The following is a 14,872-nucleotide window of genomic DNA, read 5'->3' on the forward strand; positions in this document are numbered from 1 at the left end:
CGGAGCCCTTATGCGCCAACCTGATATCGAGATCTACCTGAAGGACGCCGACGTCGACCACAAACAGATTGCCGGGTGGCTTGCCCAGGCGATCGGCCCGTGCAGCGAATGGAAGCAGAAAGGCCAGACCTTCAAATGCCAGGCCGGTAACATTCCCGTCACTTGGTTACCGAAGGCTGTAGGGAAATGGAACAGCCTGTACCTGGAAAGCGACCAGACCCCCTGGGCCGACGATATTGCCTGCGCCCGCGCTGCATTCGCCGCACTGGGGGTGGAAGTACGCTGCGCACCGGGTGGCTGGGTCGAGGAAGACGGCGAGGAAGATGCCGACCGCTGGGTCCGCATCAGCGCCGACGGTGAAGAGGAAATCACCTGGCGTACGTCTTGAGCTTGAAGCTTCAAGCTGCAAGTTTCAAGAAGGCTCGCATCAGGCTGCAAGTACACGGTCACTTGCAGCTTGAAGCTTATAGCTTAAGGCTCAGAGGCCTACCACGTCTTCGGCTTGCAGGCCTTTCTGGCCCTGCACGCAAGCGTATTCAACCCGCTGCCCTTCGACCAGGGTACGATGCCCCTCACCGCGAATCGCCCGATAGTGGACGAATACATCCGCACCACCTTCGCGCTGAATGAAGCCATAACCCTTGGCATCGTTGAACCACTTTACATTCCCAGTCTCACGAGACGACATCTGAACTACTCCGGTTTTTTATTGTGAAGATCGCCGTGCAGGCATGGGCTTACCTGCCCCGTGCCAACGCCGCTTGCCGAAATAACCTGCAAGTGGCAGGCCGAGTATATGCCACAGCACAAAAAAAATTGATGACGGTCCCGCTGTTGGCCGATTTTTGCTGAACTTACGCACATACGGCAGACTAATTAACTGGATACTCACCTGAACATCACACCCAGGGCACACACCCCATGACCCGTTCCCCCCTGCGCCGCCTGATTTTCGGCGCCCTGCGTCGCCTGTTGTACCTGTGGGTGCGCTCCGAAACCATCAACCAGTCGGCCATGTCGTTGAACCTGGACCGCAGCCGGCCAGTGATCTACGCCTTGCCTACGCCGGCGCTCACCGACCTGGTCGTACTCGACCACGAGTGCACCAAGGCAGGGCTGCCGCGCCCGGTGCTGCCGGTAACGGTCGGTCCGCTGCAGGAACCCGCCGCGTTCTTCTACCTGACCCCCGACCCCGACTGGCTGGGCCGCCAGGACAAGCGTGGCGCCCCGCCCACCCTCGAGCGCCTGGTAGCTGCCGTTACCCGGCATGCCGAGGAAGATGCGCAGATCATTCCAGTCAGCGTGTTCTGGGGCCAGACCCCGGCCAGCGAGTCCAGCCCGTGGAAACTGCTGTTTGCCGACAGTTGGGCAGTGACCGGGCGTTTGCGGCGGCTGCTGACCGTACTGATACTCGGGCGCAAGACCCGCGTGCAGTTCTCTGCCCCCATCCACCTGCGCGAACTGGTGCAGCACAACAAAGGCCACGAACGCACTGTGCGCATGGCCCAGCGCCTGATGCGCGTGCATTTTCGCAACCTCAAGACCGCGGTCATCGGCCCCGACCTTTCGCACCGCCGCAACCTGGTCAAGGGGCTGGTTCATGCACCGCTGGTGCGCCAGGCCATCGCCGAGGAGGCGCAGCGCGAAAACCTGCCGCTGGCCAAGGCCGAAGCCCAGGCCTTGCGCTACGGCAACGAGATTGCCTCTGACTACACCTACACTGCCATCCGCTTCCTGGAAGTGGTGCTCAGCTGGTTCTGGAACAAGATCTACGACGGCATCAAGGTCAACCACATCGAGCAGGTGCAGGGCATCGCGCCCGGCCACGAAGTGATCTACGTGCCCTGCCACCGCAGCCATATCGACTACCTGCTGCTGTCGTACCTGCTGTTCCGCAACGGCCTCACGCCACCGCACGTGGCCGCGGGCATCAACCTCAACATGCCGGTGGTCGGCAACCTGCTGCGCCGTGGCGGGGCGTTCTTCATGCGCCGCACCTTCAAGGGCAACCCACTCTATACCGCGGTGTTCAACGAATACCTGCACACCCTGTTCACCAAGGGGTTCCCGGTGGAGTACTTCGTCGAAGGCGGCCGTTCCCGTACCGGGCGCATGCTGCAACCGCGCACCGGGATGCTGGCCATTACCCTGCGCAGCTTCCTGCGTTCGTCGCGCACGCCTATCGTGTTCGTGCCGGTCTACATCGGCTATGAGCGCGTGCTCGAAGGCCGCACCTACCTGGGCGAGCTGCGCGGTGCCAGCAAGAAGAAAGAGTCGATATTCGATATCTTCAAGGTGTTCGGCGCGCTGAGGCAGCGCTTTGGCCAGGTGTCGGTCAACTTTGGCGAGCCGATCCGCCTGGCCGGCTTCCTCGACGACCAACAACCCGGCTGGCGTGAGCAGGAGCATGGCCCGCAATACCGCCCGGATTGGCTTAACGCCACTACCCATCGCCTGGGTGAGACCGTGGCCCGCCACCTCAACGAGGCGGCGGCCATCAACCCGGTCAACCTGGTGGCCATGGCATTGCTGTCCACCAGCCGCCTGGCCCTGGATGAACGCGCCCTGGTCCGCGTGCTCGACCTGTACCTGGCCCTGCTGCGCCAGGTGCCCTACTCGCCGCACATCACCCTGCCCGAGGGTGACGGCCAGGCCCTGATCGAACACGTGCGCGGCATGAACCTGGTCGCCGAGCAGAAGGACGCCCTGGGCCGCATCCTGTACCTGGACGAAGGCAATGCGGTGCTGATGACCTACTACCGCAACAACGTGCTGCACATCTTCGCCCTGCCGGCGCTGCTGGCCAGCTTCTTCCTCAGCAGCTCGCGCATGAGCCGCGAACTGTTGGGGCAGTATGTGCACGCGCTGTACCCGTATTTGCAGGCCGAACTGTTCCTGCGCTGGGCGCCGCAGCAATTGGACGACGTCATCGACCAGTGGCTGGCGGCGCTGGTCGAGCAAGGCCTGCTGCGCCAGGACAACGACATCTATGTGCGCCCGCCGCCGAGCTCGCGGCAGTTCGTGCTGCTGACCCTGCTGGCCCGCACCATCACCCAGACGCTGCAGCGTTTCTACATGGCCACATCCCTGCTGCTCAACAGCGGGCAGAACAGCCTCAGCGCCGAAGCGCTGGAAGACCTGTGTGTGATAATGGCCCAGCGCCTGTCGATCCTGCATGGCCTGAACGCCCCGGAGTTCTTCGACAAGACGCTGTTCCGCCACTTCATCCAGACCTTGCTCCAGCAAGGCGTGCTGCATGCCGATGCCCAAGGCAAGCTGGGTTACCACGACAAGCTCGGCGAACTGGCCGAGGGCGTGGCCAAGCGCGTGCTGTCGGCCGAGCTGCGCCTGTCCATCCGCCAGGTGGCGCTGCATCGCGACGAGCCTTCAGACGTGGTGCAAGGGTAGCTTTTCTGTCTGCCGCCAGGCCTTGAGAGGGGACAGCATCGCCGTGCTTTCCCCCTCTCAAGGAGCACCACCATGAACCAGATCAAATCGATCGACGTCGAAATCGTTTCTTCCAGCGACAACTACCTGCCAGCCTCCGCCCAGGTGCTACTGAGCCTGCTCGACGTGTCCCGTGCCGACGCGCCGGCCGTCAGCCAGGCCGAGCTGCGCCTCCAGTGCGCCGGTGTACTGCCGATCAAGCTGCAACTGGCCTGCGACCTCAGCCAGCTCGACCCGCGCGGCAGCTACGTGCTGGCCGTGCGCATCGAGCAGAACGGGCAACTGCAGTTCATCAACAACGCCCATCACGCCGTAAACCCTCACACCTTGTCTGGCACCGAACGCGTGGTGGTCGATAACGTGGCGACGCCCCCGGTCGTGCTCCATGATTGATTAGGGAAAATCCGCTAAAGTCCCTGGGGTTGGCCACAAGCCGGCTCCAAGGACAACGGAGATTCCATGAAAAAGCTCTTTATGCTGTGTTGCGCATCCCTGCTCGCAGCCTGCTCCAGCCAAACCCCGCCCGCCCAGGCCAGCCTGGATGGCGAAGTCTTCTACCTGCAGCGCATTGCCCTGCCCCCGGCCGCCACCCTGAGCGTCGAACTGCAGGACGTGTCGTTGCTGGACGCCCCGGCAGTGACCCTGGCCCGCCAGGCCGGCCCGGTCAAAGGCAACGTGCCGCTGCCGTTCCACCTCACCTACGATCCGCGCCAGGTCAAACCCGGCCACCGCTATGCGCTGAGCGCGCGCATCGAGCTGGACGGCAAACTGCTGTTCATCAATACCGAACACCATGGCGTGCTGCTCGACGGCTCCGACCCGCAACCCGTGCGCGTCAAGCTCGACCAGGTTCGCTGATACCCGTATTCATCTGTTTACAAGGAACGCTTCATGATCCGCACTTCCCTGCGCTTCACCACCCTGTGCGCCGGCCTGCTGCTGTCGGCCAGCGCGCTGGCCCTGTCGCTGGGCGACCTAAGCCAGAAGGACGCCACCGGCGGCCTGAAAGATGCCCTCACCCAAGGTGCGCAACTGGCGGTCAAGCAGCTCAGCACCCCAGGCGGCTTCAGCAACAACCCGGACGTGCGTATCGAACTGCCGGGCAACCTGGGCAAGGCCGCCAAAGCGATGAAGATGTTCGGCAAGGGCGAACAGGTCGAAGCCCTGGAAGCCAGCATGAACAAGGCCGCCGAAAAGGCCGTGCCGCAGGCTCAGGCGATTCTGGTAGACGCCGTGAAGAACATGAGCGTGACCGACGCCAAGGGCATTCTCAGCGGCGGTGACGACTCCGCCACCCAGTACCTGAACAAGAGCAGCCGCGAGCAGATTCGGGCCAAGTTCCTGCCGGTCGTCAAGCAGGCCACCGACCAGGTTGGCGTGGCTCAGCAGTACAACGCCTTCGCCGCGCAGGCCAAAGGCCTGGGGCTGGTCAAGGATGACGCCAACATCGAGAACTACGTGACCGAGAAGGCGCTGGACGGCCTGTTCGAGATGATCGGCAAGCAAGAGCAGAACATTCGCCAGAACCCGGCCGCCGCAGCTACCAGCCTGGCCAAGAAGGTCTTCGGCACGCTCTGATAACGCGTGGTGCCACAGCAGCGGTCTGCGTGAACCCGCGCGGCCGCTGCCTCTGCGTCGTTTTGCCTGTACCGCCTTTCCCCGCTCCCTCGGCCAACAGCAGGGTGCAGGATGGCGGCTCTTTTCGACGAGGAGTTTCCGCTATGCCCTCCACCCCACATTTCCAGATCTTCATCGACTGCGAAAGCCAAGACCGGATAACACCGGACGCTTCGGCGAGTTACGTATTGGTCCTGAGTGAAAAACTGGAGGGCTTCGGCGCTGCCAAAGGCAGCTCCGTCCTGCAGCCCGTGCTGACCATCGAGCAGCAAGGCGAACTGGCGCTGCCCCAGACCTTCAGTTTCATGATCGATGGGGCAACGCTCAAGGAAGGCCATGCTTACCAGGTGAGCCTGCGCTACCAGGCCACCAACGGTAACCCGCACGGCAAGCGCCTGGGCTGGAAAGAGACTTTCGTCGCTCAGGACCAGGCCCGCATTGCACCTGCCGCCGTCAGCGGCCATGGCCCGTGCAAAGGCCGCACCAACAGCTGCCTGAGCTGGTAAGGGCCGGCGCCTTCAACACCCAGGGCGCCAGCTGCCTGCACGCTCGCGCCTGGGTCTTCAACGCTGCTTTACCCTGAACCAGGCCGCGTACAACGCCGGCAGGAACAACAACGTCAGCACCGTGGCCACGATCAGGCCACCCATGATCGCGACCGCCATCGGCCCGTAGAACACGCTACGCGACAGCGGGATCATGGCCAGCACCGCGGCCAGCGCGGTCAGCACGATCGGCCGGAAGCGCCGCACCGTGGCCTCGATGATCGCTTGCCAGCGGTCCATCCCTGCCGCAATGTCCTGCTCGATCTGGTCAACCAGAATCACCGAATTGCGCATGATCATCCCCGCCAGGGCAATGGTGCCGAGCATGGCGACAAAGCCGAACGGCTGGCGGAACACCAGCAGGAACAGGGTCACGCCGATCAACCCCAACGGCGCGGTCAGGAACACCATCAGCGTGCGTGAGAAGCTGCGCAGCTGGATCATCAGCAAGCTCAACACCACCACGATGAACAGCGGCATGCCAGCGTTCACCGATTTCTGCCCGCGCTCGGCATCTTCCACCGTGCCGCCCACTTCCAGCAGGTAACCGTCGGGCAGCTTGGCGCGGATGCCCTGCAAAGATGGCAGAATCTGCTTCACCAGTGTCGCAGGTTGCGCCTTGTCGTAGATGTCTGCCCGCACGGTCACCGTCGGCAGGCGGTTACGGTGCCAGATGATGCCCTCCTCGAAGCCATACTCCAGGGTCGCGACCTGCGACAGCGCCACGCTCTGGCCGTTGTCGGTCGGCAACGCCAGGCTGCCCAGGTTGCCCAGCTCGCTGCGCTCCTGCAGCGTACCGCGCAGCAGTATCTCGATCAGCTCGTTGTCTTCGCGGTACTGGCTGGCGGTGGTGCCGGTCAGCGAACTTTGCAGGAAACTCGCCAGGTGCGCGGTGCTCACGCCCAGCGCACGGGCACGGTCCTGGTCGATGCTCAGAAACACCGCCTTGCTCGGTTCCTCCCAGTCCAGGTGCACATTCACCACATGCGGGTTCTCGCGTACCTTGGCCGCCACCTCACGGGCCAGTGCCCGCGCCTTCTCGATATGCTCGCCCGTGACGCGGAACTGCACCGGGTAACCCACGGGCGGGCCGTTTTCCAGGCGGGTGACCCGGGCGCGCAACTCGGGGAACTGCTGGTCCACCGTGGCGATCAGCCAGCTGCGCAGGCGCTCGCGGTCGTCCATCGACTTGGCCAGTACCACGAACTGGGCGAAGCTGGCGGCCGGCAGTTGCTGGTCCAGCGGCAGGTAGAAGCGCGGCGAACCGGTGCCCACGTAGGCCACATAGTTGTCGATGCCATCCTGCTGCGCGAGCAGCGCCTCCAATTGCTTGACGCGCTCGGCGGTATTGGCCAGCGATGCACCTTCGGCCAGCTTCAGGTCGACCATCAGTTCCGGGCGCCCGGACGCCGGGAAGAACTGCTGGGGCACGAAGCGGAACAGCAGGAGGCTGCCGATGAAGGCCGCGAGGGTCAGCAGGATCACCGTTTTGCGGCGCCGTACACACCACGCCACAACTCGCCGCACACGCTGGTAGAACGGCGTGGCATAAGGGTCTGGCGCCTGGCCATGACGGGCCGCGTGCAGCCGGGCCAGGTCGGGCAGCAGGCGCTCGCCCAGGTAAGGCACGAACACCACGGCGACCAGCCACGATGCCAGCAAGGCAATGGTCACCACCTGGAAGATCGAGCGGGTGTATTCGCCGGTGCTGGAGGCCGCCGTAGCGATGGGCAAGAAGCCCGCTGCGGTGATCAGGGTGCCGGTGAGCATCGGGAAGGCCGTGCTGCTCCAGGCGTAACTGGCCGCCTTGAGGCGGTCGTAGCCCTGCTCCATCTTGATCGCCATCATTTCCACGGCAATGATCGCATCGTCTACCAGCAAGCCCAGGGCCAGTACCAGCGCCCCCAGCGAAATCTTGTGCAGGCCGATGCCAAAGTAATGCATGGCCGCGAAGGTCATGGCCAGCACCAGGGGGATGGCCAGCGCCACCACCAGGCCGGTCCGCAGGCCCAGGGAGAAGAAGCTGACCAGCAGCACGATGACCAGCGCCTCGGCCAGCACCTGCACGAACTCGCCGACACCGGCCTTGACCGCCGCGGGCTGGTCCGAGACCTTGCGCAACTCCATGCCGGCCGGCAGGTTGTGCGCCAGGCGTTCGAACTCGCTTTCCAGCGCCTTGCCCAGCACCAGGATATCGCCGCCATCCTTCATCGACACCGCCAGGCCAATGGCCTCTTCGCCCATGAAGCGCATGCGCGGTGCGGGTGGGTCATTGAAGCCACGGTAGACTTCGGCGACATCGCCAATGCGGAAGGTGCGGTCGCCCACCCGAATCGGGAACTGGCGAATCTGCTCGACGCTGTCGAAGCGACCGCTTACCCGCAGTTGCAGGCGCTCGCTGGGGGTTTCGAAGAAGCCGGCGGTGCTGACCGCATTCTGTTCGCGCAGGGCATTCTGCACCGCTTGCAGCGGCACCCCCAGGGTAGCCAGCTTCAGGTTGGACAGCTCGATCCAGACTTTCTCGTCCTGCAAGCCGATCAGCTCGACCTTGCCCACGTCCTTGACCCGCTGCAGCTGGATCTGGATCCGGTCGGCATAGTCCTTGAGCACGGCGTAATCGAAGCCCTTGCCGGTCAGTGCATAGATATTGCCGAAGGTAGTGCCGAATTCGTCGTTGAAGAAGGGGCCCTGGATTTCCGGCGGCAAGGTATGGCGAATGTCCGCGACCTTCTTGCGGATCTGATACCACAGCTCGGGAATGTCCTTGGAGTGCAGCGAGTCGCGGGCCATGAACGTGACCTGCGATTCGCCAGGCCGGGAAAACGAGACAATCCGCTCGTACTCACCGGTTTCCATCAGCTTTTTCTCGATGCGCTCGGTTACCTGGCGCGACACTTCCTCGGCCGTGGCACCGGGCCACAGGGTACGAATGACCATGGCCTTGAAGGTGAACGGCGGGTCTTCGCTCTGGCCCAGCTTGGTGTAGGACACGGCGCCAATGGCCGCCAGCAGGATCATCAGGAACAGGACGATCTGGCGGTTGCGCAGCGCCCAGGCAGAAAGGTTGAAACCCATCGGGACTTACTCCTTGGCCGTCAGGTTCACTACGCGGTTGCTGCGGTCGACGGGGCGTACCTGCTGCCCCTCACGCAATACATGACCACCGGCGGCCACCACCCAGTCATCGGCGGCCAGCCCATCGAGCACGGGCACGCTATCGTTGCCGTACGCACCCAGGCGCACCACGGCCCGCTCCAGGCGGCTGTCCTTGTTCACCCGCCAGACATAGGCCTGGCCGTCTTCGGCGGTGACCGCCGACAGCGGTACAGACAATGGGATCAGGCCTTCGGTAGCAATGAATACCCGGGCGCTCTGGCCCAGTTCGGCCGGGGCAGCCGACGTGGTGAAGGCGATGCGGGCGGCGAAGGTGCGCGAGCGCGGATCGGCCGCGGGTGACAGCTCGCGGATGCGCCCCTGGAAGCGCGCCTGCGGGTGCGACCACAGCTCCACACTCACCGGTTGGCCGATGGCGACCCGGGCGAACTGCTGCTCTGGCAGGGCGATGGCCACCTCGCGCTCACCATCGGCGGCGAGGGTGAAGGCGGTTTGCCCAGCGGCAACCACCTGGCCCACTTCCACCTGGCGCTTGGCAATCACCCCGGCCTGGGGCGCACGCAATACGGCATAGGCTGCCTGGTTCCCGGCCACGTCGAACTGCGCCTTGGCCTGCTTCAGGCGGGCCAGGCCGGCACGGTAGAGGTTTTCGGCATTGTCATATTGAGAATGGCTGACCATTTGCCGGTCCAGCAGCTTCTGGTAGCGATCACGCTCGGTGCGCACCAGTGCCAGGTTGGCTTCGGCGGCGGCCAGTTGTGCGCGGTTAGCTTCCAGTTGCAGGCGTACGTCCTGCGGGTCCAGCTCGGCCAGCGGCTGCTCGGCCTTGACCCGCTGCCCTTCTTCGACCAGCCGCTTGCTGACCTTGCCGGCAATACGGAACGCCAGTTCCGGCTCGAAGCGCGCACGCACCTCACCGGGGTAACTGGCGGCCCCCGCTTCGGCTGGCTGCGGCTGCACCACCAACGCCGGGCGCGGGGCGGCGGGGGCGGCGGCTTCCTGTTCGCACGCCGCCAGAAGCACGGCGACGGCGGCGGGCAACGCGATGGACAAGGCCTGGCGCAACATGATGAATCCTTTCGCAGAGGGTACTTCGAATATTTGTACTGGCGGGTATATTAAGTCAGGGAACTGCTGCCGAGAAGCCAGTGTCGATAAGAAATCGCCTGACGATGGCTACGATCACTGCTGGAAACCGCTCCAGCCGGTAATATGGGAGCTTGATCAACCACATGCAGACCACAATGTCCAACGACGCACCCATCGGCCCAGGCCGGCCCAAGGACCTGGCCAAGCGCGAGGCGATTCTCGAAGCTGCCAAGTCGCTGTTCTTAAGCCTTGGCTACGCCAACACCAGCATGGATGCGGTCGCTGCGGCGGCAGGTGTTTCTAAGCTCACCGTGTACAGCCACTTCACCGACAAGCAGACGCTGTTCTGTTCAGCGGTCATGGCCACGTGCCAGATCCAGCTGCCGGACCTGTTGTTCGAGTACCCCGCCGGTGCGCAGGTCGAAGACGTGCTGCTGAATATCGCCCGTGGTTTCCAGGCGCTGATCAGCAGTGACGAAGCGGTCAAGCTCAGCCGCCTGATCATGGCCCAAGGCAGCCTGGACCCGAGCTTTGGCCAGTACTTCTACGAAGCCGGGCCCAAGCGCGTGCTGGCCGGGATGGAAGCGCTGCTGCGCGAGGCGGATGAGCGTGGGCTGCTGCGCATCGACAACCCACTGCGGGCAGCTGAGCACTTCTTCTGCCTGGTCAAGGGGGCCCCGGATTACCGGTTGCTGCTGGGGTGTGCGGGGCCATTGGCAGGCGAAGAGGCCGAGGCGCATGTGCGCGAGGTGGTGGGGGTGTTCTTGCGGGCGTTCGAGCCTTGACGGCATGGCTAGTTACAGGCCCGGAGCACTTGATTCCAATCTCTACCTTCCGCACCAACCAGCGAAAGGTAGAAAATCAGCCTAGCGTCTCAATTCCCAACCCACTGGCGAATATTCTTTTGCAATCTTCCAATTTCTGCCACGATTTCGTCTGTGCCCTGCCCTGCTTCTTGGATCTGGCTGAGTACTTGCAGTAAGTCCGTATCCCTTTCAATCGCACGCTCTCTATTGAGGTTTTCCTGCGCCCTTCTTCGCTCCATCAGCGTTGTTTTTGGCCTTGGCGTGGGGGCGCTGCCAACTAACGAGCTTTCTGGTCGTACTGAACTGCTTGCCTGCCGAGACGACTCGCGTTTAGCGCCAAATTGATTCAACAATTCCAACTGCTGATTAATTTCCAAATCAGTAAGCTGCTCGAATGGATTGATGCCATCCGCTGTCGGTGCAACTTTTTGGCTTATGCTATTGATTCGGTTATCTGGAGTCGGATTTGTTTTGGTTACTGGCACGCCAATCTTCGCCTGCTTTGGCGCTTTGGATTTCTTGCCCAATATTCCTCTGAAGAACGTCCCAATCCCCCAGAAATGCCCGGTCGGGTCAGTACGGTTGGTGGGATCTCCCGCACAATACACATACGCATTGAAACCACCTGCCCCAAATGGGCTCCAACTGTCCGGGCTGCAAAAGCGCATCATGACCGGGCTGAACTGCCGGTAGCCATTCCCCAGATGATAACGCCCCGTGATCGCGTCCGGCCGCTCGCCATTGAAGGCAAGCAACGACGGCAAACCGCTGCCCTGAATATGATGCCCATAGGGCGAGTAAGCCTGTGCCTCCTGGCGTTTCCTCTCATAAATGGACAAGACCGAGCGCTGCTGGTCGCATGCCGCCAGCATGCTGGGCAAGCCCGAGGATCGGTGATTTTGCTGAGCCAGCACCAGACCATCAGCCTGAAGCAAACGCCAGCGGGCGTCGCCATTCAACTCAGTAGCGATCTTGCCGTTACAGTAAAAAAGCTGGCGGCCAGCTTCACGGGTATAGGGAGCAGGCGACATGAACATTACCCTCAGTCAGGTTTGAATGTCCGTTATGGTCGCGCCCTTAGTCAACAAATGACTACTGGCAAAAATAATAGGTCATTGTAGGAGCGGGTTTACCCGCGAAGAAGGCAACGCGGTGATTGGCACCGGCGTTGCCGATGTTCACGGCTAAAGCCGCTCCTACAATGACCGTGTTAGCCGGACCGGTTGGGGCAGGTCAGGGCTTCAGGGCCTTTTTCGGGTAGATGTCATACCGGCTCGACTTACCCTCCAGGCTATGGCTCGGCTTCGGCCCGTCGATGATCGGCGCCTTGCGCGGCCGCTTCACCACCACCCGGTGGCTGGCCAGCGCCAGGGCTGCTTCGAGCAGGGCCGGGGCATCCAGGTCGTCCCCCACCAAGGGCCGGAACACGCGCATCTCCTTTTTCACCAGTGCGCTCTTGTCGCGGTGCGGGAACATCGGGTCGAGATAGATGACTTGCGGCGCCTCGCCTTCCCAATTGCGCATACGCTCGATGGCGTTGCCGGTCAGCAGGCGCATGCGCCCGACAATCGGGCCCACCACGTCATCCGAGCGCGCCCGCGCCAGACCATCTTCCAGCAGCGCGGCAATCAGCGGCTGGCGTTCGATCAGGGTCATCTGGCAGCCCAGGCTGGCCAGCACAAACGCATCTTTGCCAAGCCCCGCCGTGGCATCCAGCACCTGCGGTCGAACGCCTTGGGCGATGCCCACGGCCTTGGCGATCATCTGCCCGTTGCCGCCGCCAAACTGGCGCCGGTGCGCGGCCTGGCCTTCGACAAAGTCCACCCGCACCGGCCCCGGTGCCTGCGGGCCCAATTGCTGGATCTGCAAACCATCAACGCCCACCTGCACGGCAAATCCGGCATCATCGTCCTGCAACGGCAGCGCCAGGCGCTCGGCCCATGCAGCGGCCTGCCCTGCGAATTCGGCCGTTAGCGCCTCGACCCGGATACCTGTGCCCTGCTCTTCCATCTTCAACACCTAGAAATTGAACCCCGCCGTTAAGGTATCGGCCGCCACGGCCGATACAGGCAATATCCCGCTATTCTGCCAGAGCACAACGCGCGCGACTGCCATGTCAGATACTCTTCCCATCGGCTTGACCTATTTGTCGCCTGTCGGCAACTACAGTCAGCACAACACCCAGGCACTCGGGGGCGTCAGCCACCTGTGGCAGGATTTTTTCGCTCGGGCCATGGCCGAGCGCCAGGAAGAGCCGGTAGACAGCATCAGCCAGTCGTTCGTGAAGTATGACCAGGACAGCGGCGAACCGATCGGCGGCGCCCGCGCGCTGGCCATGATCGACGCGCAGCGCGCCTGCCCGGTGCAGGATACCCGCGTAGTCCCACCCGAGCCGCTGTTTCTACCCAAGGCCGAGCTGGAAGCCAGCCTCTTGCCGCCGGCCCCCGAGCCTTTCAGCGCCATGGAACTGATCGAACAGCAGCGCCAGCTCGACATCAACAACAGCTGGCTGCGCCCGGTGGTGATGAGCCAGGGTCAGCCGCTGCCCGAGCCCGGACCGGGCCCTAGCCCACGCCCGCTGTTCCTGCCCATCGCCGAACTGGAAAGCGACTTGTTGCCACCCGCCGCCGAACCGTTCGACGATGCCACGCTGAGCAAGCAGCAGACCGACCTGGCATTCGACCTCCACTGGGCGCGCCCGGTGGTGCTGAACAACGTGCGCGCCTACGCCTGACCTTAGCGGCAGACCTGCCAGCGGCCCATGTCCAGGTGGAAGTGGTTGTGGTGCGCGGCGTTGTAGTCGGGCCCCAACACAGTGCTGAAGCTTTGGCAGGCAGCCTGCTGCACCTCGCGCAGGAATTGCGCCTTGGCCCCACCCGCCTGCCAGTCACGCGCCAGGACGATGCGCTGACCGTCCTGCAGGCGAAAGCCGCTGATGTCCAGGGCGTTGGCCGTCGCATGCTGGCTCAGGCGGCCCTGCTTGCGGTGGTAGACGTTGCGGCAGGCAAAGCTGCCCAAATGGTCGACCTGGGTCACCGGCTGGCCCAACACCCGCTGCGCGACAGGCTGCAAGGCGTGGTGTTCGAACAGTGCATACGCCACCGCCAGTGGGCAGCTGGCCAGAAAGCTGCTGCTCAGGCGCGCCTTGCCGGCTTCGATACGCCACACATTTTCCAGCGGGCAGTTGGCCGAGGCCGGGCTGTCGGCCTGTGACCGGTAGCGCAGTTGGCTGGTGGCCAGTGCCTGGCGGCACAGCGCGGGGTCATCCCGCAGCCGCGCCAGCTTGTAGGGGGTCAGCCAATTGGGTGGTTGGCGCACATCCAACGGCGCCCAGGGGTTCCACGGCGCGGGCAGGCGCCAGCCCAGTTGCCAGGCAAGCACGGCCAAAAACAGCAGGCCGGCCAGCAGCGTCAGGGCCCGCATCAACGGCGGAACAGGTCGTTGAGCTGAGCGAACGGCAAAGCCTGGTCAGCGTAGCCGAAGGTGCCCTGGTCATGGACTTCCAGTGCGGCCCGCTGCAACGCACCCAGGGCCGCGCGGGCCAGCGACGAGCCAAGGCTGATGCGGCGCACGCCAAGGTCCTGCAACTGGTTGACGCTCAACGCCACGCCGGCCATGCCCATCAGCACGTTCACCGGCCGCGGGGCCACGGCCTGCACCACCGCGCGTACTTCCTCCACCGTTCGCAGGCCAGGCGCATACAGCACATCGGCCCCCGCTTCGGCGTAGGCCTGAAGGCGCAGGATGGTGTCGTCCAGGTCCATGCGCCCGTGCAGCAGGTTTTCTGCACGGGCGCACAGGGTGAACGGAAACGGCAGGCTCCGGGCAGCCTGCACTGCGGCGCGTACACGCTCCACCGCCAGGCCGATATCATAAATGGGCGCATCATGGCGGCCGCTGGCGTCTTCGATAGACCCACCCACCAGGCCAACCTCGGCGGCACGCAGAATGGTCTGCGCGCAGTCCTCGGGCAGGTCGCCGAAGCCATTTTCCAGGTCGGCGGCCACCGGCAACGCGGTGGCGTCGACGATTTCGCCGGCGTTGTCCAATGTGTCGTCCAGGCTCAGGGCCCCCTCGGCATCCGGGCGGCCCAGGCTGAAGGCCAGGCCGGCGCTGGTAGTGGCCAGCGCTTCGAAGCCCAGGCTCGCCAACAGCCTGGCCGACCCGGCATCCCACGGGTTGGGGATGACGAATGCACCGTCACGCTGGTGCAAGGCCTTGAAGGCTTCGGCTCGCAGGGTTTGCACATCCATG

The 14,872-nt window shown here is 63.7% G+C and carries 15 protein-coding genes; 8 read left to right on the top strand and 7 right to left on the bottom strand.

All coding sequences use genetic code 11. The annotated features are described in order from the left end of the window. Positions 1-10 precede the first annotated feature (10 nt). On the top strand, positions 11-388 hold the full coding sequence (locus tag QME24_RS09155) for a hypothetical protein (RefSeq protein ID WP_009686969.1): 378 nt from the start codon (positions 11-13) through the stop codon (positions 386-388). Between the two features lie 90 nt (positions 389-478). Here the strand turns inward: QME24_RS09155 and QME24_RS09160 are convergent, their stop codons facing one another. Next, positions 479-688: a cold-shock protein gene (locus QME24_RS09160; RefSeq protein WP_003252255.1), complete on the bottom strand. Its 210-nt coding sequence runs from the start codon at positions 686-688 to the stop codon at positions 479-481. A gap of 233 nt (positions 689-921) precedes the next feature. Here QME24_RS09160 and plsB point away from each other — a divergent pair, with 233 nt between their 5' ends. The 5 genes from plsB (at position 922) to QME24_RS09185 (ending at position 5,570) form a co-directional block, all read left to right on the top strand. Beyond that, positions 922-3,408: a glycerol-3-phosphate 1-O-acyltransferase PlsB gene (gene plsB / locus QME24_RS09165; protein ID WP_029885087.1), complete on the top strand. Its 2,487-nt coding sequence runs from the start codon at positions 922-924 to the stop codon at positions 3,406-3,408. 72 nt (positions 3,409-3,480) lie between these two features. After that, entirely contained in the window at positions 3,481-3,840 is a 360-nt protein-coding gene (locus QME24_RS09170) for a YbaY family lipoprotein (RefSeq protein ID WP_029885088.1), read from the top strand. Between the two features lie 66 nt (positions 3,841-3,906). Continuing rightward, the gene (locus tag QME24_RS09175; protein ID WP_192439735.1) at positions 3,907-4,305 is read left to right on the top strand and encodes a YbaY family lipoprotein; all 399 of its coding nucleotides are present in this window, start codon (positions 3,907-3,909) and stop codon (positions 4,303-4,305) included. Between the two features lie 33 nt (positions 4,306-4,338). Continuing rightward, positions 4,339-5,025: a DUF4197 domain-containing protein gene (locus QME24_RS09180; RefSeq protein WP_029885090.1), complete on the top strand. Its 687-nt coding sequence runs from the start codon at positions 4,339-4,341 to the stop codon at positions 5,023-5,025. A 143-nt stretch (positions 5,026-5,168) separates the two neighbouring features. Then, positions 5,169-5,570: a hypothetical protein gene (locus QME24_RS09185; RefSeq protein WP_054881199.1), complete on the top strand. Its 402-nt coding sequence runs from the start codon at positions 5,169-5,171 to the stop codon at positions 5,568-5,570. Positions 5,571-5,627: 57 nt separating this feature from the next. Here QME24_RS09185 and QME24_RS09190 read toward each other — a convergent pair whose 3' ends face one another. Together QME24_RS09190 and QME24_RS09195 are read right to left on the bottom strand one after the other, a co-directional pair. Further along, a complete protein-coding gene (locus tag QME24_RS09190) occupies positions 5,628-8,684 on the bottom strand; it encodes an efflux RND transporter permease subunit (RefSeq protein WP_281690820.1) in 3,057 nt (1,018 codons plus the stop codon). Between the two features lie 6 nt (positions 8,685-8,690). Next, positions 8,691-9,791, bottom strand: a complete 1,101-nt coding sequence (locus QME24_RS09195) for an efflux RND transporter periplasmic adaptor subunit (RefSeq protein WP_029885093.1) — start codon at positions 9,789-9,791, stop codon at positions 8,691-8,693. Between the two features lie 164 nt (positions 9,792-9,955). Between QME24_RS09195 and QME24_RS09200 the strand changes: the two genes are divergently transcribed. Next, the gene (locus QME24_RS09200; protein ID WP_029885094.1) at positions 9,956-10,597 is read left to right on the top strand and encodes a TetR/AcrR family transcriptional regulator; all 642 of its coding nucleotides are present in this window, start codon (positions 9,956-9,958) and stop codon (positions 10,595-10,597) included. Between the two features lie 89 nt (positions 10,598-10,686). Here QME24_RS09200 and QME24_RS09205 read toward each other — a convergent pair whose 3' ends face one another. Then, positions 10,687-11,649, bottom strand: a complete 963-nt coding sequence (locus tag QME24_RS09205; RefSeq protein ID WP_281690821.1) for an RHS repeat-associated core domain-containing protein — start codon at positions 11,647-11,649, stop codon at positions 10,687-10,689. Positions 11,650-11,851: 202 nt separating this feature from the next. Continuing rightward, positions 11,852-12,628 carry a class I SAM-dependent methyltransferase gene (locus tag QME24_RS09210; protein WP_029885096.1) on the bottom strand — a complete coding sequence of 259 codons (777 nt, stop codon included), beginning with the start codon at positions 12,626-12,628 and terminating at the stop codon, positions 11,852-11,854. Positions 12,629-12,731: 103 nt separating this feature from the next. Here QME24_RS09210 and QME24_RS09215 point away from each other — a divergent pair, with 103 nt between their 5' ends. Then, on the top strand, positions 12,732-13,352 hold the full coding sequence (locus QME24_RS09215) for a hypothetical protein (RefSeq protein WP_029885097.1): 621 nt from the start codon (positions 12,732-12,734) through the stop codon (positions 13,350-13,352). A 2-nt stretch (positions 13,353-13,354) separates the two neighbouring features. Here the strand turns inward: QME24_RS09215 and QME24_RS09220 are convergent, their stop codons facing one another. Beyond that, on the bottom strand, positions 13,355-14,041 hold the full coding sequence (locus QME24_RS09220; RefSeq protein WP_029885098.1) for an extensin family protein: 687 nt from the start codon (positions 14,039-14,041) through the stop codon (positions 13,355-13,357). Next, on the bottom strand, positions 14,041-14,871 hold the full coding sequence (locus tag QME24_RS09225) for an isocitrate lyase/phosphoenolpyruvate mutase family protein (protein WP_009686984.1): 831 nt from the start codon (positions 14,869-14,871) through the stop codon (positions 14,041-14,043). The genes QME24_RS09220 and QME24_RS09225 overlap by 1 nt, the downstream gene beginning before the upstream one ends. Position 14,872 lies beyond the last annotated feature (1 nt).

Source organism: Pseudomonas sp. PARCl1 (genome assembly GCF_947311875.1).
Classification (GTDB): Bacteria; Pseudomonadota; Gammaproteobacteria; order Pseudomonadales; family Pseudomonadaceae; genus Aquipseudomonas; species Aquipseudomonas juntendi.